This is a genomic window from Neoehrlichia mikurensis (genome assembly GCF_019186785.1).
In the GTDB taxonomy this organism is placed as follows: Bacteria; Pseudomonadota; Alphaproteobacteria; order Rickettsiales; family Anaplasmataceae; genus Neoehrlichia; species Neoehrlichia mikurensis.
This window is the reverse complement of sequence record NZ_CP066557.1, coordinates 1-17,771: the sequence shown is the minus strand read 5'-3', so window position 1 is coordinate 17,771 and position 17,771 is coordinate 1. Positions and strand designations below refer to the sequence as shown.

The following is a 17,771-nucleotide window of genomic DNA, read 5'->3' as shown; positions in this document are numbered from 1 at the left end:
AAGAAGTTAATAATAAATTTGATTCTTTTTTATTCTTAAATCTATAGCTTCTTCCCATATTTTTCCGTTATACAGTAGCTTTTTTTTATTATACATAAGCTCCTCTCTTGTTTCTGTGGCATACTCAAAATTTGGCCCTTCTACAATAGCATCTACTGGACATGCCTCTTGACAGAAACCACAATATATACACTTAGTCATATCTATATCATATCGTGTAGCTCGACGACTACCATCAGACCTTTCTTCAGCTTCTATAGTTATAGCCTGAGCAGGACATATAGCTTCACATAATTTACATGCTATACAACGTTCTTCCCCATTATTGTATGTTCGTAATGCGTGCTCTCCACGAAATCTAGTACTTAAATATCCTTTTTCAAATGGGTAATTTAATGTAACCTTACGCTTAAAAATATATGTTAATGTATATAACATTCCCTTCATATTAAGAAATAAACTACTTATTAGCTCAATAAAAAAATGAATGTAATATCTAATATTCATAGCTATTAATATAAAAAAATGTACTACTTAATAAGGCAAATAATTCTTTCTTTCCTAATGATAAAAGGCAACCAACTATTAGGGCTGCTTTTTTTAAATGATAATGCAACTATCAGTGCTTTACCTACAATATTTTCAATAGGTATGTATCCAACTTCTGTAATAAATCTGCTATCTCTTGAATTATCTCTATTGTCTCCTAAAACAAAAACGTGTCCTTGTGGTACTGTGTATACAGGAGTATTATCCAATGAACTATTTTCTACTTCATCTAATATTTCATATGATGCTCCATTATACAAAGTTTCAATATAACGGGTTATTGTCTTATCATTATCAATAAAGTTATCTATTGTTTTGTAATGCATTTTAGAGCCATTGATATATAAATGACCATTTATAATTTGTACTTTATCTCCTGGTAACCCTATTACCCTTTTAATAAAGTTAATATTTGTTTTATAGGGATTACGAAATACAATTACGTCTCCAGCTTTTGGCTCCTTATAAAAGATTCTACCACTAAATAACGGAAAAGAAAAAGGAAAAGAATATCTACTATATCCATAACTATATTTACTAACAAATATATAATCACCTTCTAATAGCGTACTTTTCATTGAACCAGAAGGTATATGAAATGGTTCAAATGCTAAACTACGAAATACTAATGCCATTAATAAAGCAAAAAATAAAGTACAAAAAAACCTTAATATAGAAAAACCTTTCTTAACCATTGTATACCAGTGACTTCATAACATATAATTTATATAGAAAAGCTATTACCGCACCCACATCTAGATTTTGTACTTGGATTATTAATTGTAAATCCTGATCCATTTATATCCTCTATATAATCCATTATAGCATCTTTTAAAAATTTACTAGAGTGGCGATCTATTAATACTAATGGATTGCCGTAATTATCTGATATAATGATGTCTGATTTACTGGCATTCTTTTCTCCTTCAAGTTCATCAAAATCATCATCATCATCTTCTTCTTCATAATATTCATCATCATCTAGATCATTATCATCTGAAAAAGAATTATCAATGGAAAACTTATACTGAAATCCTGAACATCCACCACCTTCAACTGAAACTTTAAATATAGATGAGTTATTTTTTTGATTTATTAATGATTTTATTTTATTAATAGCATTATCTGTGAGGATGAGGCTAGAATTTTTTAAATTTGACATAATTATCATCTCTAGTAAAATTTATATTTGGATTGTAGCATAAATTTTATATATGTCAAATAACATTGATACAATTGCTTATGCATCTAACCCATTATATTCTAGGGGAAGAATTTATAAAGAGCAAGAAGATAAATATCGTAATTGTTATCAAAGAGATCGTGATAGGATTATATACTCAACTGCATTCCGTAAATTACAATATAAAACTCAGGTTTTTATAAATTATAATGTTGGTGATTACCATAGAACAAGATTAACACATAGTTTAGAAGTTGCTCAAATAGCAAGATCGTTATCTAGAAGATTAAAGTTAAATGAAGATCTTGCGGAAGCAATATCATTGGCACATGATTTAGGACATACACCTTTTGGTCATACAGGAGAATATGCATTAAATGATATAGAAGAAAATGACTTTAAATTTGATCATAATGTTCAAACATTGAGAATATTGTTATTATTAGAAAAAAAATATATAGAATTTGATGGCTTAAATTTATCATGGGAGATGATAGAAGGGATAGCAAAGCATAATGGGCCTTTAATTGTAAAAAACGATACGAATCAAGATAAGGAAATTCATGAATTTATCATAGAGTGCGATAATATTTACGATTTAGAATTAGAAAAATTTCCTACTTTAGAAGCTCAAGTAGCATCTATTTCGGATGATATTGCTTACACTATTCATGATATTGATGATGGATTCAGAGAAAGTATTTTAATTATAGAAGAATTACTAGAATTACCTTTAATAGGTAAGATTATAAAAAATACTATTGATGCCAATAAAGGTTTATCTAATAAATATATTATTAATGAGTCTTTGCGTCAATTCTATAACATTGTAATAGATAATGTAGTATTACAAGTAGAGCATAATCTTAAAGAATATAATATTGTTAATCAATATGATGTTAAAGATGCTAATATTTTATTAGTTAATTTTTCTTTAGAATATATTTCTTATATAAAGGGAATAAAATTATTTTTACATAGAAAGTTATATCAGCATGATAAAGTAAGGAGAATAACAAATAAATTAAAGTATATAATAAAGAATTTATTTAAAGCGTATTATAAAGAAATAAAATATTTACCATTAGATTGGCAGGGAAAGTTGAATAGTAACATAAGAAAATCTATCGTTATTTGCGATTTTATATCTGGCATGACTGATCGTTTTGCAATACAAGAACATAAAAGAATTTACGGTAATACTGTAATTTGATATAAAGTTAACACTTTGGTATGTATTTTATATTAATTCTTCTTAAAATTATCATCTTTTTTATTGATTGTGCTTAATAAGACATATTGAATATAAGCAGGATATTTGCAATATTGGATATATGAAAAACCTTTATAGGTATTAATTTTTTGATCTTATATTATAAGAGTTAGTAATACAAATATTCTAATATTATTTGTTTTTAATCTGATTTTTTAATAAAGTTCATTAAAGTATAACAGATAAACAACAAATTTATTTGAATAATAAATAGATAAATACTTGCATTTAGATAACAAAACATCTTTATTAAATAGTTTTATTGATTAAGTTAGTAATTCTTTTAATAATCAGAAGAGTTATAGTGCAACAAAAAAGAATATGCTTTGTTATTTTTAACTGGATTCATTGTAGCATAGGTAGGCTTTTTCTTCTTTCTATTATTGTTTTCTTTATATTTTTAAATTAGAAATTGAAACGCTAGCAATAATAATTCTGTAGCCATTGAAAATATATAATTAACAATGCACTTAAGCAAGATTATAATAAGAGGATTTTTAGTAAAGTGATTGTAAAAGAAGCTGCTGCTATTTTAATATATAATTATTCACAAATATTAGGCAATAAAAGGAAGCTGCTGAATTTGCTACATGGAGTCTAATGTAGCAGAACATCATTATAATAAGCCAAAAATTGATAGCAATAAATTGTTAAAAGAAGCATCTCATAGGCTTTTTTTTTTACAACTTAAGCTATCTTTATTCAATTAGAAGGAAATGATGTATTTGCTACAATAAATTTTAATTTTAAAAATGGAAAGATACTAATATATAATAACAAGTAATACCTATTATTTTAATATTTAATCAATTTTTTATTAACTAAAAAATGTATTACCATTCGTAAATATTATTAAATCTCAAGTAAGGTATATATTATGTAATACATATTATTATACTATGACTTGTAATAAAAAAATTGTACACAAAGTCCATTTCTAGAATAACTTTTGAAAAACCAAGATTAATAGTCATACAGGAACTTGCACCAATTATTCCTAATACAGCACTATAAGTTGTTGTCTTTATCATTATAATTTATGATCTACTTTTTTAATAAAAATGCATGCATTATTATCTTTAGTAACGGAATAATAACACTCTTCTGCTATATTTTGTTGTATATGCGTAACTAATATATTATCAGATAAAGTTTGTTGTTTTATATAGTGCTCCCAATATTCAATAGCTTTATGTAATTGATTATTTTCAGTTTGAATAGTAACAGAAATATGATCAGTAATTGAAAAATTGCTATCTTTTCTAATTTTTTGAATTGACCTTACTATATCCCGTGCTAATCCTTCAAGAATTAATTCGTTGGTTAATTTACTATCTATCAATGCAGCACCAACTAATACATTATTATACATAATAGCAGAAGCGTAAGGATTATTAATAGTAAATTGTAAAGTATATTCTTCTTCATTAAGAATGTAATAATCGCCAAATTCATCCCCAATTAGTAATTGTTTTTTCTTTAGCAATTTCCATTTATTGCTTTTTATTAATGATATAAGATATTTTATTTTATTTGGTATACGAGCTCCTAATATGGAAAAATTTAATTTTACGTTAAAATCTGCAATGCTTTTTATATTATAATTGATTGTAAGTTTTTTAATATTGGTTTCATTAAGTATTATATTTTGATAATCCATAGGTAAATCTGATAACTCTTCGCAATTGTATGGAAATATGATAATTTTATTAAGAGGCTGTCTGATTCTAATATTATGTGTATTTCTAAGCGATAATGCAGTATTACATACTTCCATTGAAAGCTTCATATACTGCATATTATTTGCATGTAATGTTGTAAATTGAAAAGGGTTTTTATGAGGAAATTTCGATAAATGTATTGAAGCTTCTTGATTGAAATCTAATTTTTGCCAAATTGATTCTGTTATGATAGGTAAAAATGGTGCTGCAGATCTTAATATATAAAATAATACCGTATATAGTGTATTATATGCATTTATTTTATCTGTATTTTTTTGTGATGACCAAAACCTTTCACGACATCTGCGAATATACCAATTATTTAATATGTCAAAAAATTTTTTAATATATTCACATGATAATTGAATATTATATCCGCATTGTTTATTGTTTGTTTCCATTGCATTAAATATTGCCTGTATTGTATTAATACATTCATTTATTATATAAAGATCCATAATATTACTTATTTGATCAATATGCTCTATAATGACTGCTTTTACGTTATCAGTATTAGCATATATTGTAAAAAAAGTATAACTATTCCATATAGGTTTAATGATGTTTTTTAATACATCGCGTATCATTTCTCCTTCTATATCTAATAATAATTCTCCACCTACTGATATAGGGTGAGATAGCATTAAAAATCTCATTGCATCTGCACCATATTTTTCAAAGATTTCCATAGGGTCAGTATAATTGTTAAGCCTTTTTGAAAGCTTTTGACCTTTGATATCTAATACTACACCATGGCATATACAATTATTAAACGGCTGAGTATTAAATATAGCTGTAGATAGTACAAATAAAGTATAAAACCACCCTCTAGTTTGAGCTATATATTCGGTAATGAAGTCTGCAGGGAAGTTATTGTCAAATAAAGCTTTATTTTCAAATGGATAATGAACTTGAGCATATGGCATTGATCCTGATTCAAACCAACAATCAAATACATCAGGTATACGTCTCATCATTGATTTTTTTGTTGGATCATCTGGATTAGGACGTGTAAGAGTATCAATATATGGGCGATGTAAATCTTCGATATTTATATCAAAGTCTTCTTCTAATGCTTTAACATTAGGAAATATTTTTTTAATAGATCCATAAACATCTATTCTAGGATATTCAGGGTTATCAGATTTCCATACCGGTATAGGAGTTCCCCAAAATCTATTACGCGATATTGACCAATCCTTGATTCCTTCAAGCCATTTACCAAATTGTCCATCTTTAATATGACTAGGAATCCAATTAACATTTTTATTTAATTGAATCATTTTTTCTTTAAGCTTAGTTACTTCTATATACCAAGATGACATAGCACGATATATTAAAGGAGTATCAGTACGCCAGCAATGTGGATAATTATGTAAATATTGTTCAGTATTAAACCAAGAATTTTGCTCTTTTAATTTTCTAATAATGATATCATTTGTATCAAAGATATGATAATTTGCTAAATCATTCATTATTGTTGTAAATTTTCCATCATCTTGAATTGGACAAATAATAGATAATAATTCTGATACTTTTTCACCAACATCAGGTATGTTATATTTTTTACATAATGTAAAATCTTCTTCTCCAAATCCTGGTGAAATATGTACTATACCTGTTCCTTCTTTTTCGTTAACGAAGTCCGCATCTATAATATAAAAAGCATTTTGAATATTTTTAAAGTAAGGTAATAAAGGTTTATAGTTCAAAGATATTAAATCATTACAATCAATATTATCATTATATATTTGATATTGTATATTATTTTTTGTGCAATGATTTTTAAAGGTATTAAGATAATTTTGAGCAAAGATATAAACTTCTAAATCAATTATTACAGCTATATATTTGATATTCTGATTAATAGCTAGTGCAAAATTAACAGGTAAAGTCCAGGGAGTAGTTGTCCATACTAGAATTTTACATGATTTTATATGATCTTGAACGAATTTTGGTTTCTGTAATAATTCGAATATTACAGTAATGGATTTACTTATTTTTTCCCTATACGAATTATCTATTTTAGTTTCAAAATTTGATAAAGGAGTTTGACATGCCCAACTATATGGTACTACCCTTATAGATTCATAAATTAATCCTTTATTCCATAATTCATGAAAAGCCCACATAACGGATTCCATAAATGAATTATCCATGGTTTTATAATCATTGTCAAAGTTAACCCATCGTGCCTGTCTATTTACGTATTTTTTCCAGTCTTTAGAAAACTTCATAACTGAATCACGGCAATATTGATTAAAATTTTCGATTCCAAATTGTTCAATCATGGACTTACCTGAAATTTTTAATTCTTTTTCTGCTAACATTTCTGCAGGTAATCCATGACAGTCCCATCCAAATCTTCTTTCTACTCTAAAGCCCATCATTGTTTTATACCTTGCTATGGTATCTTTAATGAATCCTGTAAGTAAGTGTCCATAATGAGGTAAACCATTTGCAAATGGTGGACCATCATAAAATATAAAATGCTTATCTTGTGGATTATTATCTATTGATTGTTGAAAAATAGCATTATCATCCCAGTATTGTAGGACTTCTTTTTCTATAGAAGGAAAATGTGGGTTATTATTTGCATCAGGATAGTACTTTTTCATAAATTATAAAATTAATATTTTGATTTTGATTATATACTTTAGCGAAAAATTGTAAAAATAAAAATGATTGTAATGGTAAATATATTTATGTTATGATCAAAAGGTTAATTACCAGGTTAATATATGAGTATACAAATAGGAGATATTGCTCCCATATTTACGATATTGTTAGATGATGGAAGATTTGTTACTTCTGAATTTTACAAAAATAATAAAAATATAATTTTATATTTTTATCCTAAAGATGATACTCCTGGATGTACAATGGAAGCAGCAAATTTTAGAGATGCTTATAAGGAAATTTCTTCACTAGATGCCGTAGTTATTGGTGTGTCTAAAGATAATGTAAAATCACATGAAAATTTTAAAAAAAAATATAATCTACCTTTTCATTTAATTGCAGATACAGAATCTAAATTAATACAAGCATATGATGTTTTAGTAGAAAAAAGCATGTTTAATAAAACATATATGGGAATAGATAGATCAACATTTTTGATTGATAAAGAAGGGATAATAAGGAAAATATGGCGTAATGTTAAAGTTACAAATCATGTCTCTTGTGTTATTGAAGAAATAAAGCAGTTATAAATTTTACATGATATTTAAAATATTGAATTGGTTATTTATATTTGATTATATGATCTATTATATAATTTAATATGAAATATCTTAGTTTATATGTAATACCGTTTTTGCCAAATTGATTCTGTTATGATAGGTAAAAATGGTGCTGCAGATCTTAATATATAAAATAATACCGTATATAGTGTATTATATGCATTAATATAATGTAGTATAAATGTGTAATATTGATAATCAAAATTTGAGAAATAGGTATAGATTATTACCGCAAAAACATTAGTAATCCATTTGTATTATCATATTTATTTATGACTAATTACATTAATCATGTATTGATGGATAATAATTCAATTATTGTAGCATATATTCCTATTGATGGTGAGATAGATGTATTGCCATTAATGGGTTATTTGCAAAATCATGAATATGTTGATTGTGTTTATTTAACGGTAAATCCTTAATTATCTAGCAAAATAATATTGCTAATAATAAGCAATGCAGTAAGGAATATAAATGTGTTTTCACTGTATTAACACAGTGTCATATAACAACAAGCAAACTTGAATTGACTACAACATTATATAAACACTATAGAATCTAATGATAAAAATGTACAAAAATTAAAAGAATTTGTTACAACTAAATGTAATCAATAAATCAAAAATACATAGTTAATAATACATTTAAAGATATTTCTTAATACTTACTTGAGTATATTTTTGACTTTCTTTTACTATTATACACTATCTATAATTGTATTAATAGGTAGTATATTAACTAATAAATTCATTAAAGATAGTAATCTTTTAAACATAAAATTTAGTAATAACCTTAATAATGAAATTATTACATCAGAAAAAATTACTTCAATAATAAAAAACAATACTAAAGCTGCAAATCTTTATAATAAGGCAAGATAATTCAATGAAATAGTGCTAATGTTTGACGTAAAATGTCTTATCAAAATAATAAATTTAATTTATGGTCACAGATCAAGATAAAAAAAATTGACTATTTTATATAAATTTGATTATTATTCCATAAATTTCCATATTAACCCATATTTTACCATATTAGATGATAATGTTTTACTATGAAGTTATTTTTATCTACATACTATAATAAGGTTGATGTTAAAGGTAGAGTATCAATACCTGCATCATTTAGATTGGTGTTAGAAAATGAAAATTCTATATTATCAGGATTAATTATAAATAAATCCTATTTAAATGATTGTCTTGAAGGTTCAAGTATAAAACGTATGGAAATGTTGAATATTAATATTGAGCAAATGCAAGTACTACCTGAGATAAAAGATGCATTTTTTACATTTTTATTAGGTAATAGTATTAATGTATCATTCGATCAAGATGGAAGGGTTGTAATACCTAAAAAATTACTTTCTGAAGTTGGTATTAAAGATCAAGCTATTTTTGTAGGGAAAGGAAGAATTTTTGAAATTTGGAATCCTGATAAATTTGAAAAATATAAAGAAAAAATGACACAAATTGTTGAATCCGAAAAAGATAAAATATTTTTTAATAAGTAGTTAATATGCATATTCCTGTTTTATTAAAAGAAGTAATTGATATTTTATCTCCTCAAGATGATAATATATACATAGATGCTACTTTTGGAACTGGTGGATATAGTAGAGAAATATTACAAAAATCTGCTAATTGTAAAGTATATGCTATTGATCAAGATGCTAATGCAAAAATTTTTTATTACCAATTAGCTCAAGATTTTCCTAGCAGGATTGCTTTTTATAGAGATAAGTTTAGTAATATTAAAAATATTATTTGTGATCTTAATATTAATAAAGTTGACGGAGTTATATTTGATTTAGGATTATCTTCAGTACAACTTGATGATGGTAGTAGGGGATTTTCTTTTATGAGAGATGGTCCCCTTGATATGAGAATGGATGTTTCTTCACCTATAAATGCTGCAACATTTGTTAACACAATGCGTGAAGAAGATATGGCAAATATTATTTATCAATATGGAGGAGAAAGATATGCAAGAAAAGTTGCTAAAGCTATTGTTAATGCTAGAAAAGGAAAATTAATAAAGAATACGAAAGAACTTGCATCAATTATAAGTTCTGTTGTTCCTCGTAGTAAAGTTAATAGTATTGATCCAGCCACTAGAACCTTTCAAGCAATAAGGATATTAGTTAATAATGAATTAGAAGAATTAGAAAAAGGATTAAAATGTGCATCTGAGGTATTAAATACTAATGGTAAAATTATTGTAATATCTTTCCATTCATTAGAAGATAGAATTACAAAAAGAATCTTTAAATATTTGTGTAATGATACGAAAAAATTTAAATTATTAAATAAAAAGATCATTCAGCCAACATTAGAAGAAATCAATAATAATCCAAGATCAAGATCTGCAAAATTACGTTCAATATTAAAACTATAAGGTTATAACTATGAAATATAAGTTAACATTATTTATATTTATATTGTGTTTAAGTATTGTAAGTTTATTTAAGATTAAGTTTTACGTTCAAGATATGCAAAGATCTTTACTACAAGTTAAAAAAGATATTATAAAAATTAATGCTGAAATTAATGAATTACAAGCAGAATGGCATTATCTTAATCGTCCTGATAGATTAATAAAACTTGCAGCAAAATACTTAAAGCGTAATAACTATATTGTGTTAGCAAAGCAAGTTAAAGGTAATTTTTTTAATGAAAGTTTAGTTGCAAGTGCAAAATTAAAGGATAAATAATTTTATTAAAATATAATGAATTATATATGATTATATAATAATTTTTTAATCAGTAAATATGATTAATAGTTTAAAGTTAAGTACTGCTAATTTTATATTAGTAATATATTTTAAATAAATATATGGCTCTTATCTATTATATATAAAGCTGGAAGTGGTGGTAATGGATGTAGCAGTTTTCGCCGCGAGAAATTTATTGAATTTGGTGGTCCTAATGGAGGCAATGGTGGTGATGGAGGTGACATTATTTTAGTTACTGATATTCATTTAAATACGCTATTACATTTAAAATATAAACATCATATAAAATCAGCTAATGGCAAAAATGGATCTAGTAATAATAAATATGGATTGTCAGGTAAAAATACAATAATAAAAGTACCTTTAGGTACACAAATTAATAAAAAATATACAGCTTATTATCTTTATAGCAGTTGATATATATTACTTAATATATTATTAGATAAAGATTATATTTATATAGTTACATTCAATACTTTATTCTTCAAGATATAATTTTACTTTTCCGATAATACTTTTATCACAAGTGTATCAATAAAACCTAGTACAATATAATTGACAGTAATATTACAACTTATAATAGCCTTTATTACTTAATTACTTTTAGTTTAAAAAATAATATAAATACAATCAATACTACCTTTTATAATTTTTTTAATTTTATATCTAATTCAGTTAGTTACATACTATCTAACAATGCAAATATAGTAAATAATAGTAAAAGAAACTCAAAAATGTACTTTAATAATAAAGTTTTAATACTATCTAAATTAGCATATAATCACATTTGAGAAATTCTAATTGCATCTTTTATTCCAAGAACAGGGGATTGAGTATCTTTATCATTTAGTTCTTTTACTTTATTATAAAGATTTGCAGCTTTAGCAGCATCCTTTGCTATTGAAATAATTTTTTTCTTATATAATGGTTGAGTGATTGAAGTCACTATAATATTTTGCGTACCAGAACTCATTTTTAATTTAATATAGTTTAACATATATATTAAAAAGATAATTTTATAAAATTGAAAAAATACAGTGTGTTATTAATTTTGTTGATCTTTAATTTTAAATAATTCATTAAAATATAATATTAGTTAATTCTTATACAAATATATCAAGTACAACATTTTATCATAATTTTATTTATAGATTTATCTTTTAATTGTTATTTCATAATACGAAATGACATTTTGAGGTTGTGGATTTTGTATTACTGGATTATTATGGCTGTATGTTTTATTTTTAGCACTTTTGTGTTCATACAGCATATTTTGGTGTTCGCTATACCAGCTGCAATCTGATGTTATTACAAGATTACTTTTACTTTTGCATATACCGAAATATTCAAAATAATTATTAATACCTAATTGTGATTGAAGTGCATGTGCTGACATATTTTTATTTATTAACTTATTTTTTTGTAAAAATGCATCAAGCTTGTCTTGTAATACTTCAATATTAAAATTTGCAGGAAGTTGCCAAAACATATAAATTTTATGATATAACTAAGAAATTACGTTAAAATCACTACTTTACAAGCATAGAAATTCATGATAGTTCGTCAATATATTATTATTAATAAAAATACTAGTAAATTCATTTTATATAAAAAGCAGAGTTTATAAAAAATACTATTTCTAAAATAATGAGTTAAATTTACTATGAATTACCTTTTATCTATAAAAGACTTATAAGATACTAAATAATTTTTTACAATATAAGGCGTTGTCTTATAAAGAAATATACTTAATTTATAATTGAATACATTTATATATCATAATTGTGGATAATAAAATACTTTTAATATTGATAATTGCATATAATAAAATTATTAAAAATGCTATTTCATAACATGAATAAAGATAGAAAAAACAATATTGAAATTATAAAATCGCACTTTAATATTGAATTTCTCTCCTTATATTTAAAAAGATACTCTTGATAACATAGTAACCACTTCTCTTTATGCTATCCTGCTTTAAAAAAACTTATCATAAAGTATAACATAATATATTTAAAATAATAATTTTTTGTTGTATACATATAATATACTACATATATCTTATTAAGATAAAATCTTATATGATTTTACACTAATATTAATATGTTAAGTTTAATTTATTAGTGTAACATAATAATAGTTAAAAAACAATTATAGTTTTTTTTTGCAAGAACCTTCTACCCTAACAATATAAATAAATTGTATTTTATATACTATGTAATTAAGTATATTATTCAATAAGATATTTTATTAACTAATGTTAAAGCTAATTAAAAGATATAATAACTAAAAAAGCGCTTATAAAAAATTACGACATATTTTTTATGTAAAAAGATATACTTTTTTATCATTTTGCTTTATCAACACTCCTATATTATATGTTATTCAACAATTATATATAAATACTTGTAGGAATCATTATTATAAATAGTAAAATTATAGGAATGCTATTTTTATAATTAGAACATAATAAATCTTACAATATAGAATTTCTATTCTGCAAATTTTTAAGATCAGTAAATAAATCAAGTGCTAATTCATATGATAATACGAATACAAATGTGAAAAATATATGTATATACTTGTTAATACTTGTATATAGATTTACCTATCATAATTTCTTATTATAATAAATATTATGAGCCTTATTTTTTACAGTAATAATAAATTATAATTTAAACTTCTTCTTAATAGTCACTGGTTCTATATGTGTATTATTCAATTTATGTTCAGCTTTTATATCACTATTTTTAGAATAAAAACTAACACATAAGCTTTCTTGAATATTAAACAATATTAAAATTGCACTATTTAAAACAATAAATTTATGCATATTAACTTTTTTCTTATCAGCAATTTCTTGTTGATGTTTATTAGTAGCTAATACTTTAGTAATACCCTCATATAAAACATGATGAAATATTTGCTTATGATGATACATATATATTTTATTAATCAAGTCCTGATAAATATCACAAGTAGATAGTATGTACCGCAAAAAAAACATAGCTTTCTTTTGTATCTGCTCATTATCTGGTATGTTACATGATAACTGATTTTTTATTACCTTAATTTCACAATATCCACTAAGTACAGCTAATATTACATATACTAAAATTCTAAAATCCTGATTGCAACAATTTGATAATGATTTTTTATAATTAGTATATTGCTTTAATTTATCAAAAATATCACTTACATAGCTTAAATCAGCTTGTAATTCTCTAATATGATTTTTGAATTTTGTCAAAATATCATATAGAAAAAGGCAAATACCTTTTTGACAAATTTTATTTTTAAAAAACCTACTATCATATGAAAATAATATTTGTACCTTATCAAAGGTTATATAGTTACTTGTTATGTTAATAATTACTGAAAATATATGTCCTATTATTAATGGTCTTTGTTCTAAAGCAACATCTTGAAAATTTATAAATATAACTTTATTATCTACTTCCTTAGCTAAATCTTTAAAAAAGGTTAAGTCACTTATTATGTGATCAAGTAACCTACTGCATTGGTCATTGTTAATATCAAGCACAATATCCTGTATAAAAACATTTCCCAATAATTCTTCTTTAGTGGAATCAGCAATAATAATTTTTTTTATACTATCAAAAAAAAAACCATATATATCATGTATAAGATTCTTTAATAAAACCTTACATAACTCTAATTTTTGAGTAGTCATCATTTACATATGTTATAATTACACTAATTAATAAAAAACCTTATTTATGTCAAGAATTTAGTAATTATTAATAATAGAAATTATACTTAATAGTATAAATCCTTTCATAATTAAAAGAAAAATAGATGATACTACAAAAAATAGAGTTCGATTTTTATTGATATTACTACATTCGATGAATGACAATAATTATATTAATCATATAATAAAAATTATTTAGTTCTAAAATGAAATAATTCATCAAAAAATAATTCTTTAATATTATTAAAATTTGCCTTTTTATACTTTTAGTATAAAAAAACAAAATTTCTTTTACATTTTAAATAAACATAAAAGCCTAACAATTAATTTACTTTATATAAAATTCAGCTATATAAGCACATTCTTTTTTGTGTAGAAAAAATATAACAAGTTGGTTAAAATAAAGCATAATAATTATTATATTACCTATACTGAAAGATTTATACCAAATTATTTACTTAAATAACATTTTAAAATATGACATAAACTTGTATTATAGAATTAATATAAATTATAAAAGACCGTAATATAAAACATATTCATACAATAAAATATAACACTTTATCGGGTAAAATAAATAAAAAAGCCCTTATAATTCCTTCAGGATAAAATTAAATATAATTTACCTCAGTAAACTCTTTAAATGGTGGGTCTGGGAAGAGTTGAACTTCCGACCTCACGCTTATCAGGCGTGCGCTCTAACCACCTGAGCTACAAACCCTTAAAGCTATCCAATATTTTTTTCTTCAAGAACATCAATAAAAGTTCTTTTTAAAGCACCTTTTCTAAAATAAACAAAACCTGAAATTTTAGCAAAAATAGTATGATCCTTTCCTATACCAACATTTTTACCAGGATGATATTTTGTACCCCTTTGACGTACTATTATATTCCCAGGTATAACTTTCTCACTGCCAAATTTTTTAACCCCTAACCTCCTGCCCTTAGAATCTCTTCCATTACAGGAACTACCACCAGATTTTTTTGTAGCCATACATTACTCCATATTATCATTTATCTTGGTAATACGTAAAACTGTCATATATTGTCTATGACCATTTTTCCTTCTATAGTTCTTACGACGTTTTTTCTTAAAAACTATAATTTTTTTATCACGACACTGTTCTATCACTTCAGCAATTACAGAAATTTTCCCCATGCAAGAAAGATGATTTAATCTACTACTAAAAGCAACAACATTATTTAATGTTATAGTTTCACCTACATCATGCTTGATTTTTTCAACTTTAATAACATCCTGCTCTTTTACTTTATATTGCTTTCCACCAGTTTCAATAATAGCAAACATATAAATCTCTCAAGTTTATAAAGAATATTGATCAATATGCAATAATATGTCAATAGCATTATTAAAATTAATATTAAATAATCGCTACTAATAAAATTACACTATCTTAGTTTTTTACTTTATTAAAAATAATTAACAGTAACGTGGTAGATTATAATTATTAATAGTAAAATAAGCAATAATAAAACGTATATTATAGAATAATTTATTGTCTTAGTTGTAACATTCTACTTTATATAAAATATATAATAAATATTAATACTTCCAGAAATAATAGGACATTTATCCTTATTTAATGTTATTTTTTTATATTTTCTAAATAATATAATCATTTCTGTAGTAATCATTAGAAATATTTACTTTCTATAAATTGAAAAATTCTAAATGATTACATAAATATTTTTATATTATCTTTCAAATATAAGTTAATCATAATTAATTCCTTATTAATATTAATAATTAAAATATTTTTATTAAAAAAATAAATATATATTTAAAATATTATGAAATATACCTATCATTTTAGAAGTATTTGCATTATGTTTTGAACAATCAGTTATAATGCTAATTATATAATATATTTTACTTATTTATAACATTAATCCATCACCAAGTATTCATAACCTGTATAAACTATTGTTTACTTTTTATAAAAATTTTTTATAGTTACTATTATTAAAATAAACACAAAATAAATTTATGGTAGCTATTACAAAGGTATTTGCACGGGAAATTCTTGATAGCAGAGGGCATCCTACAGTAGAAGTAGAAGTAACATTATCAGATGGAGCAATAGGAAGATTTTCAGTTCCTTCTGGAGCTTCAGTAGGAAAATTTGAAGCAATTGAATTAAGAGATGGCGACCCTCATTATTACTGTGGATATGGAGTAACAAAAGCAATACAAATTATCAATTCCGAAATTGCAAGTAATATAATACAAATGAATGCTTTTCATCAAGAAGAAATTGATAATCTTCTAATTAAAATAGATGATACTAGAAATAAATCTAGATTAGGTGCAAATTCCACTATTGGTGTATCTATAGCAATTGCCAAAGCTGCAGCAAATAGTTTGAATATTCCCTTATATCAATACTTAGGTGGAACAACAGCTAAAATAATGCCTATACCCTTAATTAATGTAATAAATGGGGGATTACACGCAGATAATAACTTAGATTTTCAAGAATTTATAATTATACCTTCGGGAGCTACCACATTTAAAGAAGCCATAAGAATGTCTGCTGAGGTATTTTATAATTTAAAAAAAATACTACGTAAAAAAAAATACAATACAAATATAGGTGATGAAGGAGGATTTGCACCCAATATTAAAACAAATACAGAAGTATTTGATATTATGATTGAAGCAATAGAAAAATCTGGATATAAACTTTATCAAAATTTTACATTAGGATTAGATATTGCAGCATCAACGTTTTACAATAATAACATATACAATTTTGCAAATCATATATCGACAAGTAAAGAGTTAATTAATTATTATAAAGATATTATTACTCAGTATCCTATTACATCAATAGAAGATGCAATGGCAGAAAGCGATATTGAAGGATGGCAAATTCTCACTAAAGAATTAGGAAATAAGGTCCAATTAGTAGGAGATGATTTATTTGTTACTAATTGTAATCTAATTAAAAATGGAATTCAAAAAAATATAGCAAATGCCGTATTAATTAAACCAAATCAAATTGGTACATTAACCGAAACATTAAATGCTATTATGCTTGCACAAAAATATAATTACAATGTAATCATATCTCATAGATCAGGAGAAACAGAAGATGTTACTATTGCGCATATAGCAGTAGCGACAAACTGTGGTCAAATTAAAACCGGATCTTTATCTAGATCTGAACGCCTAGCAAAATATAATGAGCTATTGCGTATAGAGGAACATTTAGGTATTTCTTCAATATATAATTATAAAATATGAATTTCATTGATGAAGCTAAGATATATTTGAAAGCTGGAAGTGGTGGTAATGGATGTAGCAGTTTTCGCCGCGAGAAATTTATTGAA

General features: G+C 24.4%; 18 protein-coding genes, 1 tRNA gene and 2 pseudogenes. 9 read left to right on the top strand and 12 right to left on the bottom strand.

The window, feature by feature from the left end:
* Positions 1–6 precede the first annotated feature (6 nt).
* Genes nuoI through HL033_RS00095 form a run of 3 tightly spaced genes read right to left on the bottom strand, consistent with a single transcriptional unit; the run spans position 7 to position 1,711 of the window.
* A complete protein-coding gene (gene nuoI / locus HL033_RS00105; RefSeq protein ID WP_218194098.1) occupies positions 7–507 on the bottom strand; it encodes an NADH-quinone oxidoreductase subunit NuoI in 501 nt (166 codons plus the stop codon).
* Between the two features lie 23 nt (positions 508–530).
* Positions 531–1,244: a signal peptidase I gene (lepB, locus tag HL033_RS00100; RefSeq protein WP_218194097.1), complete on the bottom strand. Its 714-nt coding sequence runs from the start codon at positions 1,242–1,244 to the stop codon at positions 531–533.
* 29 nt (positions 1,245–1,273) lie between these two features.
* Positions 1,274–1,711 (bottom strand): HesB/IscA family protein, encoded by a 438-nt coding sequence (locus HL033_RS00095; RefSeq protein WP_218194096.1) that lies wholly within the window; start codon positions 1,709–1,711, stop codon positions 1,274–1,276.
* A gap of 52 nt (positions 1,712–1,763) precedes the next feature.
* On the opposite strand from HL033_RS00095, the gene HL033_RS00090 reads away from it, so the two are divergent.
* Positions 1,764–2,945: a deoxyguanosinetriphosphate triphosphohydrolase gene (locus HL033_RS00090; RefSeq protein WP_218194095.1), complete on the top strand. Its 1,182-nt coding sequence runs from the start codon at positions 1,764–1,766 to the stop codon at positions 2,943–2,945.
* 935 nt (positions 2,946–3,880) lie between these two features.
* Here the strand turns inward: HL033_RS00090 and HL033_RS00085 are convergent.
* Complete coding sequence (locus HL033_RS00085; RefSeq protein ID WP_218194094.1) at positions 3,881–4,036, bottom strand: hypothetical protein; 156 nt, start codon at positions 4,034–4,036, stop codon at positions 3,881–3,883.
* Entirely contained in the window at positions 4,036–7,344 is a 3,309-nt protein-coding gene (gene ileS, locus HL033_RS00080; protein WP_218194093.1) for an isoleucine--tRNA ligase, read from the bottom strand. Before ileS ends, HL033_RS00085 begins: the two co-directional genes overlap by 1 nt.
* A gap of 123 nt (positions 7,345–7,467) precedes the next feature.
* On the opposite strand from ileS, the gene HL033_RS00075 reads away from it, so the two are divergent.
* Positions 7,468–7,935, top strand: a complete 468-nt coding sequence (locus HL033_RS00075; RefSeq protein WP_218194092.1) for a peroxiredoxin — start codon at positions 7,468–7,470, stop codon at positions 7,933–7,935.
* Between the two features lie 86 nt (positions 7,936–8,021).
* On the opposite strand, the gene HL033_RS04555 is transcribed toward HL033_RS00075, so the two are convergent.
* Positions 8,022–8,144: a class I tRNA ligase family protein gene (locus tag HL033_RS04555; protein ID WP_410522114.1), complete on the bottom strand. Its 123-nt coding sequence runs from the start codon at positions 8,142–8,144 to the stop codon at positions 8,022–8,024.
* A gap of 93 nt (positions 8,145–8,237) precedes the next feature.
* On the opposite strand from HL033_RS04555, the gene HL033_RS00065 reads away from it, so the two are divergent.
* The 5 genes and pseudogenes from HL033_RS00065 to HL033_RS00045 all read left to right on the top strand — a co-directional run.
* Complete coding sequence (locus HL033_RS00065; protein ID WP_218194091.1) at positions 8,238–8,390, top strand: hypothetical protein; 153 nt, start codon at positions 8,238–8,240, stop codon at positions 8,388–8,390.
* A 632-nt stretch (positions 8,391–9,022) separates the two neighbouring features.
* The gene (locus HL033_RS00060) at positions 9,023–9,478 is read left to right on the top strand and encodes a division/cell wall cluster transcriptional repressor MraZ (protein WP_218194090.1); all 456 of its coding nucleotides are present in this window, start codon (positions 9,023–9,025) and stop codon (positions 9,476–9,478) included.
* A 5-nt stretch (positions 9,479–9,483) separates the two neighbouring features.
* A complete protein-coding gene (rsmH, locus tag HL033_RS00055) occupies positions 9,484–10,362 on the top strand; it encodes a 16S rRNA (cytosine(1402)-N(4))-methyltransferase RsmH (RefSeq protein WP_218194089.1) in 879 nt (292 codons plus the stop codon).
* A gap of 10 nt (positions 10,363–10,372) precedes the next feature.
* Positions 10,373–10,678 carry a cell division protein FtsL gene (gene ftsL, locus HL033_RS00050; RefSeq protein ID WP_218194088.1) on the top strand — a complete coding sequence of 102 codons (306 nt, stop codon included), beginning with the start codon at positions 10,373–10,375 and terminating at the stop codon, positions 10,676–10,678.
* 114 nt (positions 10,679–10,792) lie between these two features.
* A pseudogene (locus HL033_RS00045) lies at positions 10,793–11,077 on the top strand (GTPase ObgE); the annotation flags it as partial.
* 403 nt (positions 11,078–11,480) lie between these two features.
* On the opposite strand, the gene HL033_RS00040 reads toward HL033_RS00045, so the two are convergent.
* The 6 genes from HL033_RS00040 to rplU all read right to left on the bottom strand — a co-directional run bounded on the left by HL033_RS00040 (position 11,481) and on the right by rplU (position 15,726).
* Positions 11,481–11,672, bottom strand: a complete 192-nt coding sequence (locus HL033_RS00040) for a hypothetical protein (protein ID WP_218194087.1) — start codon at positions 11,670–11,672, stop codon at positions 11,481–11,483.
* Between the two features lie 180 nt (positions 11,673–11,852).
* Positions 11,853–12,188, bottom strand: a complete 336-nt coding sequence (locus HL033_RS00035) for a hypothetical protein (RefSeq protein ID WP_218194086.1) — start codon at positions 12,186–12,188, stop codon at positions 11,853–11,855.
* 1,182 nt (positions 12,189–13,370) lie between these two features.
* Entirely contained in the window at positions 13,371–14,396 is a 1,026-nt protein-coding gene (locus HL033_RS00030; RefSeq protein ID WP_218194085.1) for a hypothetical protein, read from the bottom strand.
* Between the two features lie 665 nt (positions 14,397–15,061).
* Positions 15,062–15,138, bottom strand: a tRNA-Ile gene (locus HL033_RS00025).
* Positions 15,139–15,144: 6 nt separating this feature from the next.
* Complete coding sequence (rpmA, locus tag HL033_RS00020; protein WP_218194084.1) at positions 15,145–15,411, bottom strand: 50S ribosomal protein L27; 267 nt, start codon at positions 15,409–15,411, stop codon at positions 15,145–15,147.
* A 3-nt stretch (positions 15,412–15,414) separates the two neighbouring features.
* Complete coding sequence (gene rplU, locus HL033_RS00015; RefSeq protein WP_218194083.1) at positions 15,415–15,726, bottom strand: 50S ribosomal protein L21; 312 nt, start codon at positions 15,724–15,726, stop codon at positions 15,415–15,417.
* 699 nt (positions 15,727–16,425) lie between these two features.
* On the opposite strand from rplU, the gene eno reads away from it, so the two are divergent.
* Positions 16,426–17,685: a phosphopyruvate hydratase gene (gene eno, locus HL033_RS00010; RefSeq protein ID WP_218194082.1), complete on the top strand. Its 1,260-nt coding sequence runs from the start codon at positions 16,426–16,428 to the stop codon at positions 17,683–17,685.
* A pseudogene (locus HL033_RS00005) lies at positions 17,682–17,771 on the top strand (hypothetical protein); the annotation flags it as partial. The gene eno and the pseudogene HL033_RS00005, both read left to right, overlap by 4 nt.